This is a genomic window from Actinomycetospora sp. CA-053990 (assembly GCF_050948445.1).
GTDB lineage: Bacteria > Actinomycetota > Actinomycetes > Mycobacteriales > Pseudonocardiaceae > Actinomycetospora > Actinomycetospora callitridis.
Map to the genome: position 1 here is coordinate 764,635 of NZ_CP192043.1, position 14,966 is coordinate 779,600.

Sequence of the window (14,966 nt, forward strand, 5' to 3'; positions counted from 1 at the left end):
CGGACACGGGCACCCACTCAGGAGGCAGGCGCAAACCCCTCGTCGCCGGCGCGTCGCACTCCCTCGGTCCAGCGGTCGCGGCGCTGGGCCTCGGTCTGCTCCCACCACTCCGGGCCCCGCTCGCCGAGCGCGGTCTTCGCCGCGTGCACCCGCGCCCGCGCGGACGCCTCCGCCTCGGCGTCGTCCGCGCGCTTCGCGGTGCCCACGTCCCGGCGCGCGGACATGAGCCAGCGGCGCAGGACGGAGGCGTCGTCCTCGGGGATCAGCGGGTCGGTCGCCCGCCAGCGCCGTCCGTCGATCACGACGTAGCGGCCGTCGTCGGTGTGCTCGACCATCACGCCACCCCGACGCGACGGAGGCGCCGCGACGCCGCGAGCACCTCGTCGGGGCCGATCGCCAGGCACTCCTGGTCGAACGGGCACACGAGCTGGCGGCACGGGCTGCAGGACACCGGACGCGTGAGCACCTCGGCGCGGGTGGAGCGCGGCCGGTACTGGTCGACGGTCTCGGTGCCGGCGAACAGCTCGACCACCGGGGCGCCGACGGCGTCGGCGAGGTGCACGCCGCCCGAGTTGTTGGCGACGACGACCTCGGCGTCGGCGAGCACCGCCGCCAGGTCGCCGAGATCCAGGCCCGTGACCGGCAGTCCCGCGTCGCCGGCGACCGCCGTCACGAGCTCCGCCTCGCGCTCAGTACCCGTCACCGCGACCGTCAGCCCGTCGTCGACGAGTCCCCGGACGACGGCGGCGAACCGCTCGGCGGGCCAGCGTCGCGACGGGCAGCTCGCGCCGGGGGCCACGACGGCGTAGCGGGCGAGGTCGAGCGCGGCGGGGACGTGGGCGTCGAGGGGGACGCGGGCGTGCAGCGTGTGTCCCTGCGACGGCACGCCCACGGCGCCGAGCAGGTCGAGCATGCGGTCGACCTGGTGCACCTCGTCGGGGGGCGCCGGCACCCAGTGGGTCAGCAGGGCGCCGCCGAACTCCTTCGACGCGCCCACCCGGACGCCGATGCCGGCGCGGCGCGCGAGCTCGGCGGCCGGCCACGGCGACTGGGAGAACGACGTGAGCACGATCGCGGCGTCGTGGTCGCGGGCGGTGAGCTCGGCGACGAGGCCGGCGTCCGGGTCGTCGCCCGGGACGAGGTCGAGCTGCTGCCAGGACACCGAGGCGGTGACGACGTCGTCGACCTCGGGGAGCAGGGCGGCGGCCGCCGCGCCGCCCGGGGAGGCGAGGAGGTCGAGCGACGCGTGCGGCACGGCGGCCCGGAGCGCCCGGAACACGGGGCCGGTCATGAGCACGTCGCCGACGTTGTCGGGACGCACGACGAGGATGCGGCGCATCGCGGACCACTCGGGGTCGCCGTACCCGGGGCGGTGCGCAGCGGGGTGCCGGAGGTCGGCGGGGAGGTCGGGCACGGCCACGAGTACCCGAAGGTGCTGGCAGGCTCACCCCGTGAGCTGGTCGCCCTGGTTCCACACCCGGCCCGTCGCCCGCGACGTCTGGCTGGTCGCCGAGCCCGGCCACGTCAACTCGTGGCTCGTCGCCGGGCGCGACCGCGCGGTGCTCGTCGACTCCGGGCTCGGGATCGCCCCGATCCGCCCGGTGGTCGAGGCGCTCACCGACCGGCCCGTCGACGTCGTGCACACCCACGCCCACCTCGACCACGTCGGCGGCGACGCCGAGTTCTCCCGCGTCGCGATCCACCCGGCGGGGGTCGCCGAGCTGACGGCCGGCGCGAGCGCGGCCGAGCGGCGCCGCTACCTCGCCCACACCCGCCGGATGCTCGCCGCCGCCGACGCCTACCGGGCGCTCGACCGCGACTTCTTCCACCTGCTCTCCGCCGACTCCGACCCGCGCCCGCTGCCGCCCGGCGTCGACGAGACCACCTGGGCGCCCGGTCCGGCGCCCACGCCCCACCTCCTCGCCGACGGGGACGTCGTCGACCTCGGCGGCCGGGAGCTGCGCGTGCTCCACACGCCCGGCCATTCGCCCGACTCGGTCTGCTTCCTCGACGAGCGCGCCGGCCTGCTGTTCGCCGGCGACACGGTCAACACCGGCCCGACCTACGCGCAGGCCCCGGAGGCCGACCTCCCCGCCTTCGCTGCGTCCACCGCCCGGCTGGCGGAGCTCGACGTCCACCTCGTCCTCATGGCGCACTTCGGTCGTGCGGTCGCCGAGGGCGCCTACCTGCACGAGGTCGCCGACGCCTTCGCGCGGTTGCTCGCCGGGGACGCCGTCCTGCGCCCGGCGCGCGACTGCGACGCCGACCCGGTGCGCGAGGCCGTCTTCGACGCCTGCTCGATCTACGTGGCCGCCGATGACCCTGCCCCCCATGACTGAGCGGCGGTCCGAGACGGCCGACGGCGTCGAGGTCCTCGTCTCCGGCGACGCCTCCCGCGACGCGCTGGCGCAGCGGGCGCTCGCCCGCGGACCGGCGCTCACCGAGCGGGCGCTCGGGTTCCTGCGCGGCTGGCTGCACGCCCGGTTCGCGCCCGAGCGGGGGAGCTTCGAGCTGGTCACGCTCGAGGTCGCCGCCGCCCGGCAGCCCGGCGGCGGCGACGTCGTCCTGCGGTTCGTGTTCACCCTCGACGCCGCGCCCGAGGAGTACGGCTACACGTGGTTCGAGGTGGTGCTCAACGAGCGGGACCACCCGCCGGACCCGTTCTGGCCGGTGGGGGTGCGCCTGGGCTTCTGGTGAGCCCTTGGTGAGCGGGCGGCCGGGATCGGGTACGGACGGCGGGTGGCAGACCTCCGCGTCGCGCTCGTCCACGGGCGCGCCGACCCCGCGCACGACGGCGTCGCCGACTACACCGTCCACCTCGCGCAGGCCCTCGACCGCCACGGCGTGGACGTCGTCGACGTACCCGTGGACCCGGGGGCGCGCGGGCTGCTGCGCGCGGCGCGGTCCCTGCGCGCGAGCCGTGCGGACGTCGCGCACGTGCAGTTCGCGCCGTCGGCGTTCGGGTTCTCCGGCGCCCCGGGGCTGCTCGGCGACCTCGCGGGGATGCCGCTGGTGACGACGCTGCACGAGTACGGCTGGTGGTCGTGGGCGCCCCGGGTGCCCGACGGGGTGTGGTCGTTCCTCGAGCGCCGCCGCCTCGCCGACCGCGAGACCGGGCGCCTCGTCCCGCGCAGCGCGGCGGTGCTCACGACCAACGGCGAGCACGCCGCGACCCTGCGGGACCGTCTCGGCGTCGAGGCCGGCCGCGCTCCGCTGCTGCCGAACGTCGAGGTCGACCCGGACGCCCCCGACCGGGCCACCACCCGGCGCGCCCTCGGCGTTCCCGCGGACGCCGAGCTCGTCGTCTTCTTCGGCTTCGTGCACCCGGTGAAGGGCCTGCGCTACCTCGTCGACGCCGTCGCCCGCCTGGCCGCCGAGCGTCCGCGGCTGCACCTGCTGGTGCTCGGCGGGTTCACCTCGCTCGCCCTGCCCGAGGACGAGGCGGCGGCGTTCCGCGACGAGCTGACCACGCACATCGCCGCGGCGGGCGCGACCGACCGCGTGACGATCACCGGGCACCGCCCCGCCGGCGAGGTCTCGGCCGCGCTGCAGGCCGCGGACGTCGCGGCCTTCCCGTTCACCGCGGGGGCGACCCTCAAGAGCGGTGCGCTGCTGGCCGCGCTCGACCACGGGCTCCCGACGCTGATCACCCGCCGGCCCGACGCCCCCGCGGACCCCGACCTCGCCGACGGCGAGACCGTGGTGATCGCTCCCCAGGTGCGCGACGCCGATGTCCTGCACGACGGGCTGCGCCGCCTGTTCGGCGACGACGACCTGCGCGCGCGGGTCGCGGCCGGCGGGCACCGCCTCGTCCGCGGCCGCGACTGGGACCGGCTCGCCGCGTCGCACGTGGCCACCTACCGGGCGGTGCTCCCGTAGTGCGCCGCGTCCTCGTGATCGACCTCCTCGGCGGGCTCGGCGACCTGATCATGGTGCTGCCGAGCGTGCACGCGCTGGCCGAGGCGCACCCGGACGCCGAGCTCACCGTCCTGACCCACGCCCCCGGGGCCCCGCTGCTCGCGCACGACCCGGCCGTGGCCGCGGTCCGCACCGCCGAGAAGCACGACGAGCGCGCCGCGGTCGAGGCGGCGCTCGCCGACCTCGCGCCCGACCTCACCGTCACGACCACCCGCTTCGACGGCATCGGCGACCTCGTCGACGCGGACGCCGCCGTCCGCGGCACCCGGGCGGTGAGCAACCTCTGGCGCCGCCCGCCCCCCGACGAGCTGGTGGGCGAGCGCTACCAGCGGATCCTCGCCGCCGAGGGCGTCATCGCCGACGCGATCCGCCCGCCCCGCGTCGTCCTCACCGCTGACGAGCGCGCCGCGGGACGGCACACGCTCGTGTCAGCCTGGGGGCCATGCTGGCGTTCAACGTCAGGAAATCCCCCCGCTCGCCCGGCGCCCACCGTCCTCGTCCCCGACGCCGGCATGGCCGTGAAGCGCTGGCCCGCCCGCCGCTGGGCGGAGCTCGCGCACTCCCTCCCTAGCCCGGTCCTCTCGATCGGCCCCGTCGACGGCGCCGAGCAGCTCCCCTCGACCGACCTCCGCGGCCTCGCCGCGCAGTTCGCCGCCGTCGCCGGGGCCGGCGGGGTCGTCGTCGGCCCCGACACCGGCCCCGTCCGGCTGGCCGCGGCGGTCGGCGCTCGCACGGTCGCGCTCTTCGGCCCGACCGCGGCGGCGCGCTACGGCCTGGAGGAGGGCACGAACCTCCAGGGCCTCCCGGAGTGCCCGCACCGCATGCCCACGGCCATCACCGAGCAGGTCTGCTGGTGGGAGGCGGCCTGCCCGCTCGCGCCCGAGCCCGCCTGTCTGCTCGATCTCACCGTCGACCGTGTGCGCGGGGCCGTGGTCGCCGGCGGGTAGAACGGGGACATGCGCTACCTCGATCTCCCCACGGCGAAGAAGTGGTCGGCCATCGGGCTGGGCACCTGGCAGTTCGGTTCCCGCGAGTGGGGATACGGGCAGGACTACGCCGCCGGCCCCGACAGCGAGGCCGCGAAGATCGTGGCGCGTGCCCTCGAGCTCGGGGTCACGGTGTTCGACACCGCCGAGGTCTACGGCCTCGGGCGCAGCGAGCGCATCCTCGGCGACGCCCTGGACCGCGCCGACGCCGACCCGCAGACCACGGTGGTCGCGTCCAAGATCTTCCCGGTGCTTCCCGTCGACCAGGTCGTCGTGCAGCGCGGCACCTCCAGTGCCGCCCGGCTGCGCCGCAAGCTCGACCTCTACCAGGTCCACCAGCCGAACCCGGTGGTCGGCGACGGCACCACCATGGCCGGCATGCGGACCCTGCAGGCCGCGGGCGTCGTCGACGAGGTCGGCGTCAGCAACTACTCGCTCGACCGCTGGCAGGGCGCCGAGACCGCGCTGGGCAGCCAGGTGATCTCCAACCAGGTGCAGTACAGCCTCGTCTCCCGCGGGCCGGACAAGGAGCTGCTGCCCTACGCCCGCACCGCCGGACGCGCGATCCTCGCCTACAGCCCGCTCGCCCAGGGCCTGCTGTCCGGCAAGTTCGACGCCGACCACCGGCCCGCGAACCGCGTGCGCTCGCTCAACCCGGTCTTCCTGCCCGAGAGCCTGCGCCGCGTCACGCCGCTGATCGAGACGCTGCGTGCCGTCGCCGACGCGCACGACGCGACGCCCTCGCAGGTCGCGCTGGCCTGGACCATCCACCACCCGGTGGTCGTCGCCATCCCCGGCGCGTCCAGCGTCGCCCAGCTCGAGAGCAACTGCGCGGCCGCGGAGATCACGCTGACCGACGACGAGTACGTCGCGCTCACCGTGGCTGCCGAGTCGTTCCGGCCGGTCGGAGGGTTCTCGGCGCTCACCGGGATCGCCCGCGCCCAGCTCGGCGTCGGGTAGACCCGGGCGAACGGGGAGTGCGAACGGGGAGTTCGCGCGCATAGAAGCAGCGAACCACTCGTTCGCTGCGAAACCAGGAGAACGCTCAGCCCCATCGCGCCAGCATCGTCCGGTTGTGCGTGCCGGTCTTGCGCAGCAGGGACCCGACGTGCTTCTCGACGGTCTTGGCCGAGATGGCCAGGGTGCGGGCGATCTGGCGGTCGGTGAGCCCGCGGGCGACGAGGCGGCGCACCTCGGTCTCGCGCGGCGTGATGCCGGTGGCCGGGCGGGGCGGGGCGGCGAGACGGCCGAGCTGGTCGTCGGCCAGCAGGCTCTCGCCGCGCCCGGCGGCGGTGACGACCGCGACGAGTCGCTCGGCGCCCGCGTCCGGGTCGACGCAGCCCTTCACGCCGGCGGCGACGGCGGCGCGCAGCCGCTCGTCGGGGCAGTGATCGGCGAGCAGGACGACGGCGGGGGGATCGGGCAGGGCGGCGAGGCCGTCGAGCTGGGCGACGAGGTCGTCGCCCAGCAGGTCGTGCTCGACGACCAGCACGTCGGGGCCGAGCAGGCGGCAGGCGCCGGCGAGGTCGTGGGCGCTGCCGGTGGGCGAGACCTCGGAGACCATGCCCAGCCCGGGCGCGCCGAGCTGCAGCAGGCGGACGACGCCCGCCCGGACGACGGGCCGTCGCGCGGCGACCACGACGCCGGTGCGCGTGCGGCCGGGGGCGGGCACCGGGCCCGCGGTGCAGGGCACGGTGAGCCGCAGGCGGGCGCCGCGGCCCGGCGCGCTGTCGATCTCGAGCTCGCCGTCGAGGCGGCGCGCCCGCGCGGCCATGGCCCGCAGCCCGAGCTGCGCCCCGGTGGCCGCCACGCGCCGGCGTGACTGGGCGCCCGCGTCGAACCCGCGCCCGTCGTCCTCGACGAGGACGGTGAGCGTGCCGGGGCCGTGCAGCAGGCCGACCCGCACGCACGCGGCGTCGGCGTGCACCGCGACGTTGAGCAGGGCCTCCTGCACCATGCGGAAGACCTCGTCGGCCACGTCGTCGGCGACGGTCCCGGCGCCGACGGTCATGAGGTCGGCGCGGGTCGTCCCCCGGGCCTCGACCCACGCGAGCTCCTCGCGCACGGCCTGCTCGAGGGTCCGGCCCGCGAGGACGCCGCCGTCGGCGAGCGCGAGGGCGGCGTAGTCGGCGAACAGCTCGGCGAGGTGCAGGTCGGCGGGGGAGAAGCCGCCGCACCCGGCGGTGACGACGCAGGCGCCGACGACCCGCGGTCCGCGGCGGACGGGGACGGCGAGCACGCCCGGCTCGCCGGGGGCGTCGACCAGCACCGGCCCGCAGCTCGCGACGAGCTCCTCGACGACGCTCCCGGGCACGGCGACGCCCTCGGCGTCCGGCCCGGCGAGCACGGTCCAGGTGCCGGTGGCCTCGTCGACGCGCACGACCCAGCCGTCACCCCCGGTGAGGGTGCCCAGGTGGTCGGCGATACGGCGCAGCAGCGGATCCGGCGCGGCGGGCGCCGAGGAGGAGGGGGTGACGACGTCGGACAGTGCCGGTACGACCACCGCTGGCCCTCCCTGAGTCCTCGGCGACGGTCCTCACCACACCGATCTTGATCGTCAGTTCCGACCGGTCACCGCATGCATACAAGATGCATCGATGAAGTGAGAGTAGGGTCACCGCGACTCCGAGGGCAAGGGCGGTGCGGTGACGGGGACCGGCGGGATGTCGGCGAAGGAGCGGGCGTACCGCGACACGAAGGCCCGCATCCTCGACGGGTCGCTCCCGGGTGGTGATCTCATCACCGAGGGTCAGGTCGCCGATGCGCTCGCCATGAGCCGTACCCCGGTGCGGGAGGCGTTCCTGCGCCTGGAGGCCGAGGGCCTGCTGCGGCTGTTCCCGAAGCGCGGCGCGCTGGTGGTGGCGGTGTCCCCCAGCGAGGTCGAGGCGGTGCTCGAGGCCCGGGAGCTGGTCGAGGGTCACGCCCTGACCAAGCTCTGCGGGTCGCCGGAGGTCGACCGCTCGGTGGTGGCCCACGCCCTGAACGAGGTGCTCGACATCCAGCGCGCCGCGCTGGGCGCCGAGGACGAGCCGGCCTTCGCCGAGGCCGACCGGCGCTTCCACATCACGCTGGTCGAGAGCGCCCGCAACATGATCCTTCTCGAGCTCTACGCCTCGCTGCGCGACCGGCAGCTGCGCATGAACCTCGGCTCGCTCGACCGCGGTCCGCACCGGCCGCACGAGATCCTCGCCCAGCACGAGGCGATCGTCGACGCGCTCGGCCGGGGCGTCGCCGACGAGGCCGTGCTGCGGCTGCGCGAGCACCTCGACGCCACGCGCGGCGCGGTGGTCGGTCGTACGGCCGGCGCCGGCGGCGCGAGCGCACTGGGCCGGTAGCGGCCCGCCCGCTCGTCCGGGCGGCGTGGGGGAAATCCCCCAGGGATCCCGGTGGGAATGTCCCCGTGGTCCGGGACGCCTCTGCGCTCCTAGCGTCGCCTCGCCGGGCCGTGCCCGGCCGCCCTCCCCGACCGGCCCGTCCCCGGGCCGGTCCGGTGCAGGGCGCCCACTCACAGCGCGGAGGTGACCCGGATGCCGGGACTGACCCTGGCCGAGGCCCGTCGGATGCTCGACGCCGGCCTGGCGGAGGCGGACAGGATCGGCCAGCCGATGAACGTCGCGATCCTCGACGCCGGCGGCCACCTGCTGGCGTTTGCCCGTCAGGACGGCGCCATCCGGGCCAGCATCGACATCTCCCAGCGCAAGGCGTCGACCGCGCTGCTCATGGAGGCGCCGACGGCCGCGCTCATGCCCCTGGTGCAGCCGGGCGCGGAGCTCTACGGCCTCGAGCAGACCGCGGGCGGGATGGTCGTCTTCGGCGGCGGGATCCCCGTGCAGCGCGACGGCGAGCTGGTGGGCGCCGTCGGCGTCAGCGCCGGCTCCGCCGAGCAGGACGTCCAGGTCGCCGAGGCCGCGGTCGCGGCCGTCAAGGCCTGATCACACCCGCCACTCCGACCACGGCCGCCGACGTCGTGGTGCCCACCGCGACCACCTCGGCCAAGGAGAAGACGCATGTCCAGTACCGAACTGACCGCCGCGGACTACCCGCTCTCGGTCCACCGCCCCGAGCTGCTGCACACGCCCACCGGCAAGACCCTCGACGACCTGACGATGGCCGCCGTCGTCTCCGGGGACATCACGTCCGAGGACCTGCGCATCAGCCCGGAGACCCTGGCCCTGCAGGGTCAGCTCGCCGCGGCCGCCGGCCGCCGGCAGCTCGCCGAGAACTTCCAGCGCGCCTCGGAGATGACCACGATCCCGGACGCCGAGGTCCTGGAGATGTACAACTCCCTGCGGCCCAACGCCTCCACGGCGGGCCAGCTCGAGGAGATCGCCTCGAAGCTCGAGAACACCTACTCCGCCACCACGTGTGCCGCCCTCGTCCGCGAGGCGGCCCAGGTCTACGCGGCCCGCAACCTGCTCGCCGAGGAGGACTGATGACCGCCGTAGCCCCCCGCGCCGAAGGGACGGGCGCGTCCCTGACGACGTCCAAGCGCACCGAGGTCCTGGAGAACCGGCCCGTCAACCTGGACGGCTTCGTCGAGGAGTGGCCCGAGAAGGGCCTCGTCGCGATGGAGTCGGACTTCGACCCGCAGCCGTCCGTGCGCGTCGAGGACGGCCGGATCGTCGAGCTCGACGGCCGCACCCGCGACCAGTTCGACTTCATGGACACGTTCATCGCCGACCACGCGATCGACGTCGACACCTGCGAGGCCGCCATGGCGACCGAGTCGGTGGAGATCGCGCGGATGATCGTCGACCCGCGGACCTCGCGCGCCGACGTCGTCGCCGTCGGCCGGGGCCTGACCCCCGCGAAGATCCTCGACGTCGTCAAGCTGATGAACGTCGTCGAGATCATGATGGGCATCCAGAAGACCCGCTCGCGGCGCACCCCGGCCAACCAGGCGCACTCGACGAGCGCCAAGGACAACCCGATCCAGGTGGCGGCCGACGCCGCCGAGGGTGCCGTCCGCGGGTTCGCCGAGCTGGAGACCACCCTCGGCGTCGTGCGCTACGCCCCGCTGGTGGCGATCGGCCTGCAGGTCGGCGGCCAGGTGGGGCGCGGCGGCGTGCTCACCCAGTGTGCGCTCGAGGAGGCCACCGAGCTCGACCTCGGCATGCGCGGCATCACCGCCTACGCCGAGACGATCTCGATCTACGGCACCGAGTCGGTGTTCGTCGACGGCGACGACACCCCGTGGTCGAAGGCGTTCCTCGCCTCGGCGTACGCCAGCCGCGGCATCAAGATGCGCTTCACGTCGGGCACCGGGTCGGAGGTGCAGATGGGCAACGCCGAGGGCCGCTCCATGCTGTACCTGGAGATCCGCTGCATCCTCATGGCCAAGGGCGCCGGGGTGCAGGGCCTGCAGAACGGCTCGATCTCGTGCATCGGCGTGCCCGGCGCGGTGCCGGGCGGCATCCGCGCGGTGGCGGCGGAGAACCTCGTCGCCAGCTGGATGGACCTGGAGTGCGCCTCCGGCAACGACCAGTCGTTCTCCCACTCGGCGATGCGCCGCACCAGCCGGCTGCTGCCGCAGATGCTGCCGGGCACCGACTTCGTGTGCTCCGGGTACTCCGCGGTGCCGAACAAGGACAACATGTTCGCCGGGTCCAACCTCGACACCGACGACTACGACGACTGGAACGTCATCCAGCGCGACATGCAGGTCGACGGCGGCCTGCGCCACGTCCGCGAGGACGTGATCCTGCAGGTGCGCAACAAGGCCGCGCGGGCCATGCAGGCGCTGTTCGCCGAGCTCGACCTCCCGCCGATCACCGACGAGGAGATCGAGGCGGCGACCTACGCCAACTCGAGCGACGACTACCCCGACCGCGACGTGCTCGCCGACCTCGAGGGCGCCCGCAGCGTCATGGAGCGCGGCATCACCGGCATCGACCTCGTGCGGTTCCTCGAGCGCGCCGGGTTCGGCGACGTCGCCGAGAACTACCTGCAGGTCCTGCGCCAGCGCGTCTCGGGCGACCTCCTGCAGACCGCCGCCGTCCTGACCGGCGACTTCACCCCGCTGGCGGCGATCAACGACGCCAACGACTACGCCGGCCCCGGCACCGGATACCGCCTGACCGGCGAGCGGTGGGAAGAGCTCAAGAAGCTCCGCCACGTCACCTCCGCCGAGAACCCCGAGGAGGAGGTCGTATGACCGTCGCATCTGGTTCGGCCGCACCCGTCGACTCCGTCCGCACGCTCGCGCTCAACGAGGTCGGGCCGGCCGAGAAGGGCACCCGGCCCGAGGAGGTCGTCATCGCGCTGTCCCCGGCCTTCGGGGACCCGTTCACCAAGACGATCGTCGACGTGCCGCACGCCGAGGTGATCCGCCAGCTGCTGGCGGGCATCGAGGAGCGCGGCGGAGTGGCGCGGGTGATCAAGGTCTACAAGACCGCGGACCTCGCGGCGATCGCGCACCACGGGGCCAAGCTGTCGGGCTCGGGGATCGCGGTGGGCGTGCTGTCGCGGGGCACCACGGTGCTCCACCAGCGCGACCTGGCGCGGCTGTCGAACCTGGAGCTCTTCCCCCAGGCCCCGTTGCTCGACGCCGAGGTCTTCCGCATGATCGGGGCGAACGCCGCGCAGTACGCGCAGGGTCAGTCGCCCAAGCCGGTGCCGACGCGCAACGACCAGATGGCCCGCCCGCGCTGGCAGGCCAAGGCGGCGCTGCTGCACCTCAAGGAGTTCGAGTGCATCGACCACTCCCGCGAGGCGGTGGAGGTCGAACCGGTCATCACGAAGGTGGACTGAACGCGTGTCCCTCGTCGATCCTCCCGTCGCTGCGCTCGCCCTGGTGATCGGCGTCGACATCGGCAACTCCACGACCGAGGCGTGCATCGCCGACGTCCGTGACGGGGAGGTCGGGAGGCTGGCGTCCTCGTTGACCCGCACGACGGGGGTCAAGGGCACCCCGGACAACACCACCGGTGCCGTCACGGCCGTCCGGCGGGCCCTCGAGGCCGCCGGACGGCGGGCCGACGAGCTCGCCACCGTCCTGCTCAACGAGGCCACGCCGGTGATCAGCGGCCTCGCGATGGAGACGATCACCGAGACGATCATCACCGAGTCGACGATGATCGGGCACAACCCCGACACGCCGGGCGGGGACGGTCTCGGGGTCGGCATGACGGTGTCCCTCGACGACCTCGCAGGAGTCGAGGAGGAGGTCCCGGTCGTCGTCGTGGTGGGAGCCGGCGCGGACTTCGACGACGTCGCGCACCTGCTCAACACGGCCGGCGAGCGTGGCGTCGACGTCGTCGCGGCCGTGATGCACGGCGACGACGCGGTGCTCGTCGTCAACCGCCTGACGCGGCGCATCCCGGTGGTCGACGAGGTGTCCGCGGTCGACCGGGTGCCGCTGGGGATGCTCGCCGCGGTCGAGGTGGCCGCGCCCGGACGCACCATCCGCACCCTGTCGGACTCCTACGGGCTCGCCTCGACGTTCGACCTGGACGCCGAGCAGACCCGCCAGGTGTCCCCGGTGGCGCGGGCGCTCTCGGGCAACCGCTCCGCGGTCGTCGTCCGCACCCCGGCCGGGGACGTCACCGACCGGCGGATCCCCGTCGGCACCCTGACCCTCTCCGGCGCCGGGCGCTCGCTCGACGTCGGCGTCGACGAGGGCGCCGACGCGATCATGGAGGCGATCGGGCGGGTCGCGCCGTTGGACGACGTGCACGGCGAGGCCGGCACGCACGTCGGCGGCATGCTCGCGAAGGTCCGCGACACGATGACCGACGTGACCGGGCAGCCGGCCTCGGAGATCCGGATCCGCGACGTCCTCGCCGTCGACACCCTCGTGCCGGCCGTGGTGCGCGGCGGGCTCGCGGGGGAGGTCTCGCGGGAGAACGCCGTCGCGCTCGCCGCGATGGTGCGCACCAGCCGCAGCCGCATGCAGGCGGTGGCCGACGCGCTGTCCGACGAGCTGGGCTGCGAGACGATCATCGGAGGCGTCGAGGGCGAGGTCGCCGTCCGCGGCGCGCTGACCACGCCGGGCACCTCGGTGCCGATCGCGATCATCGACATGGGCGGCGGCTCCACCGACGCCGCGCTGCTCGACCGGGACGGGACCGTGTCGGCGGTGCACGTTGCCGGGGCCGGCGAGCTGGTCACCAAGCTCATCGACTCGGAGCTGGGCCTCGAGGACCGGGACGCCGCGGAGTCGGTGAAGCGCCACCCGCTGGCGAAGGTCGAGAGCTTCTTCCACGTCCGCCACGAGGACGGCACGGTGCAGTTCTTCTCCGAGCCGCTGCCGCCGCACGTCTTCGCGAAGGTCGTCACGGTGACCCCCGAGGGCCTCGCGGCCGTGCCCGTGCGCGGCCCGCTCGAGGAGGTCCGGCGGGTGCGCCGCGAGGCCAAGCGCCGGGTGTTCGTGGTCAACGCGCTGCGGGCGCTCGCGCAGGTCGCCCCGCAGGGCTCGCTGCGCCTGCTCGGTTCGGTGGTGCTGCTGGGCGGGTCGGCGCTGGACTTCGAGATCCCGGGCATGGTCGCCGACGCGCTCGCGCCCTACGGCGTCGTGTGCGGCATCGGCAACGTCCACGGCACCGAGGGCCCGCGCAACGCCGTGGCCGCGGGCCTGGTGGACGCGCACGCCGGCATGGTCGCCGGCCCGGCGCCCGAGAAGCTGCAGCGTCAGGCGGCGTCGTGACGTGGGGGCGGGCGGGGTCGGCGCTGTCCGGGGTGTCCGTCCTGGGCGGCCCCGGCTGCCACGGCCGCATCGACCGCGCCGACGACCCCGCGCTCCCGCCCGCGGTGCTGGTCACCGTGCACGACGACGCCCCGCCCGCCGTGGTGCGCGAGGTGTGCGCGGGCGCCGAGGAGCAGGGCATCCCCACGGCGATCCTGGCGCCGGTCGGGACGGGGGCGATGCCCTCGCCCGGCACGCGGCGGGCGAGTCGCGGCTCGAGGTGGGCGTGGGCATCGGGCCCGACGGCGCGGTGGTCGTCCGCCACGCCCTGGTCGCGGAGCCCGTGCTGCATCTGGACGGCGACGCCCCGGCGGCCCGGGTGCGGCAGGCGGGGGCCGACGCGGCGCGGATCGTCGCGGGGCTGCCGCTGCGGACCGCTGCTCAGGCGGAGGAGAGCTCCGCGTCCTGACTGTCCCGGCCGTCGTCGTCGAGCTCGAGGGCGAGGCGCAGGGCGTCCTGCCCGGTCTCGATGCCCTTGCGCAGGACGTCGGGGTCGGTCTCGAGCGGGTTGATCGTGTCCGCGCCCGACGGCGGGCGGACCTCGAACAGATACGGCGGCTCGTCGGTGGGCGACGCCGTCGCGTGGGCGAGGCGGGAGTCGTCGGCGCGGCGGTTCTCCAGCCGGTTGCCCATCACGTGCACGAGCCCGGGCACGTTGACGGCGCCGAGGCGGGAGACCAGCGCCTTCTCGAGGCGGGTCGCGTCGACGGCGGTCTGGTCGGCGCGGCGGGTGCGCAGGACGAGCACGTGCGTGGCGCCCTGGGCGAGCGCGGTGCGGAACGGGATCGGCTCGGCGACGGCGGCGTCGACGTACCGGCGGCCCCGGATCTCGACGGGCAGCCCCGCGAGCAGCGGCACCGCGGCGCTCGCGCGCAGGGCGAGCTGCAGGGACGCCTTGTCGACGATCGTGTCGGCCAGATCGACGGCCTCGCCGGTCTCGACGTCGGTGGCCACCGGGTGCAGCGGGACCTCGGCGTCGAGCACGGCCTGCCAGTCGACCGGGATCACCTTCTCGCCGACGGTGTGCACGAGGTACTCGACGTCGACGACGGGCTTGCCGCGCAGGCCGCGCCCGGGGTTGGTGACCCGCTCCATGAGCCCCGGGCGGTACCAGCCGGCGCAGCAGACCGCGGCCTGCGCGCCGACGAGCCAGCTGCCGGCCAGCGCGCCCGCGGAGGCGCCGTAGACGGCGTCGAAGCAGCTCGCGAGCCCGAGCTCCTCGAGCGCGAGCACCATCCCGCTCGAGTAGGTCGCGCGGCTGCCGCCGCCCTCGACGGCGAGCGCGACGTGGTGGCCGTCGGTCCTGTTGCTCGGGCAGGAACCCTCCACGCGCCGGGCGGCCAGGACGTCGAGGACCGGATGGGGACGCACGTCGGCAT

Annotated in this window: 16 protein-coding genes; 12 read left to right on the forward strand and 4 right to left on the reverse strand. The window is 75.1% G+C overall.

Translation table 11 applies throughout. The features are described from left to right. Positions 1–17 precede the first annotated feature (17 nt). Together ACQPYN_RS03945 and ACQPYN_RS03950 are read right to left on the reverse strand one after the other, a co-directional pair. Positions 18–335, reverse strand: a complete 318-nt coding sequence (locus tag ACQPYN_RS03945) for a hypothetical protein (protein WP_433033727.1) — start codon at positions 333–335, stop codon at positions 18–20. Next, complete coding sequence (locus ACQPYN_RS03950) at positions 335–1,420, reverse strand: glycosyltransferase family 9 protein (RefSeq protein WP_433033730.1); 1,086 nt, start codon at positions 1,418–1,420, stop codon at positions 335–337. Before ACQPYN_RS03950 ends, ACQPYN_RS03945 begins: the two co-directional genes overlap by 1 nt. 31 nt (positions 1,421–1,451) lie before the next feature. Here ACQPYN_RS03950 and ACQPYN_RS03955 point away from each other — a divergent pair, with 31 nt between their 5' ends. From ACQPYN_RS03955 to ACQPYN_RS03975, 5 genes are read left to right on the forward strand one after another with little or no spacing between them, the layout of a single operon-like run. Then, entirely contained in the window at positions 1,452–2,339 is an 888-nt protein-coding gene (locus ACQPYN_RS03955; RefSeq protein WP_433033733.1) for an MBL fold metallo-hydrolase, read from the forward strand. Beyond that, the gene (locus tag ACQPYN_RS03960) at positions 2,332–2,697 is read left to right on the forward strand and encodes a hypothetical protein (RefSeq protein WP_433033736.1); all 366 of its coding nucleotides are present in this window, start codon (positions 2,332–2,334) and stop codon (positions 2,695–2,697) included. The genes ACQPYN_RS03955 and ACQPYN_RS03960 overlap by 8 nt, the downstream gene beginning before the upstream one ends. Before the next feature lie 42 nt (positions 2,698–2,739). After that, the gene (locus ACQPYN_RS03965; RefSeq protein ID WP_433033739.1) at positions 2,740–3,879 is read left to right on the forward strand and encodes a glycosyltransferase family 4 protein; all 1,140 of its coding nucleotides are present in this window, start codon (positions 2,740–2,742) and stop codon (positions 3,877–3,879) included. Continuing rightward, entirely contained in the window at positions 3,879–4,865 is a 987-nt protein-coding gene (locus ACQPYN_RS03970) for a glycosyltransferase family 9 protein (RefSeq protein WP_433033742.1), read from the forward strand. Before ACQPYN_RS03965 ends, ACQPYN_RS03970 begins: the two co-directional genes overlap by 1 nt. Positions 4,866–4,874: 9 nt before the next feature. Further along, complete coding sequence (locus ACQPYN_RS03975; RefSeq protein WP_328302439.1) at positions 4,875–5,864, forward strand: aldo/keto reductase; 990 nt, start codon at positions 4,875–4,877, stop codon at positions 5,862–5,864. Between the two features lie 85 nt (positions 5,865–5,949). On the opposite strand, the gene ACQPYN_RS03980 is transcribed toward ACQPYN_RS03975, so the two are convergent. Next, positions 5,950–7,407 (reverse strand): LuxR C-terminal-related transcriptional regulator, encoded by a 1,458-nt coding sequence (locus ACQPYN_RS03980; protein ID WP_433033746.1) that lies wholly within the window; start codon positions 7,405–7,407, stop codon positions 5,950–5,952. Positions 7,408–7,549: 142 nt separating this feature from the next. On the opposite strand from ACQPYN_RS03980, the gene ACQPYN_RS03985 reads away from it, so the two are divergent. The 7 genes from ACQPYN_RS03985 to ACQPYN_RS04015 all read left to right on the forward strand — a co-directional run bounded on the left by ACQPYN_RS03985 (position 7,550) and on the right by ACQPYN_RS04015 (position 13,996). Continuing rightward, entirely contained in the window at positions 7,550–8,239 is a 690-nt protein-coding gene (locus tag ACQPYN_RS03985) for a GntR family transcriptional regulator (RefSeq protein WP_433033749.1), read from the forward strand. A gap of 192 nt (positions 8,240–8,431) precedes the next feature. Beyond that, positions 8,432–8,836, forward strand: a complete 405-nt coding sequence (locus ACQPYN_RS03990; protein ID WP_274195925.1) for a GlcG/HbpS family heme-binding protein — start codon at positions 8,432–8,434, stop codon at positions 8,834–8,836. Between the two features lie 75 nt (positions 8,837–8,911). Next, positions 8,912–9,337 (forward strand): diol dehydratase small subunit, encoded by a 426-nt coding sequence (locus ACQPYN_RS03995; protein ID WP_433033752.1) that lies wholly within the window; start codon positions 8,912–8,914, stop codon positions 9,335–9,337. Next, complete coding sequence (locus tag ACQPYN_RS04000) at positions 9,337–11,058, forward strand: propanediol/glycerol family dehydratase large subunit (RefSeq protein ID WP_433033755.1); 1,722 nt, start codon at positions 9,337–9,339, stop codon at positions 11,056–11,058. Before ACQPYN_RS03995 ends, ACQPYN_RS04000 begins: the two co-directional genes overlap by 1 nt. Then, a complete protein-coding gene (locus ACQPYN_RS04005; RefSeq protein ID WP_433033758.1) occupies positions 11,055–11,654 on the forward strand; it encodes a propanediol/glycerol family dehydratase medium subunit in 600 nt (199 codons plus the stop codon). Before ACQPYN_RS04000 ends, ACQPYN_RS04005 begins: the two co-directional genes overlap by 4 nt. Before the next feature lie 4 nt (positions 11,655–11,658). Further along, entirely contained in the window at positions 11,659–13,548 is a 1,890-nt protein-coding gene (locus tag ACQPYN_RS04010; protein ID WP_433033761.1) for a diol dehydratase reactivase subunit alpha, read from the forward strand. 154 nt (positions 13,549–13,702) lie between these two features. Continuing rightward, positions 13,703–13,996 (forward strand): glycerol dehydratase reactivase beta/small subunit family protein, encoded by a 294-nt coding sequence (locus tag ACQPYN_RS04015; protein WP_433033764.1) that lies wholly within the window; start codon positions 13,703–13,705, stop codon positions 13,994–13,996. Here the strand turns inward: ACQPYN_RS04015 and ACQPYN_RS04020 are convergent. Further along, positions 13,969–14,958 (reverse strand): patatin-like phospholipase family protein, encoded by a 990-nt coding sequence (locus tag ACQPYN_RS04020; protein ID WP_433033767.1) that lies wholly within the window; start codon positions 14,956–14,958, stop codon positions 13,969–13,971. The genes ACQPYN_RS04015 and ACQPYN_RS04020 overlap by 28 nt on opposite strands. Positions 14,959–14,966: the final 8 nt, after the last annotated feature.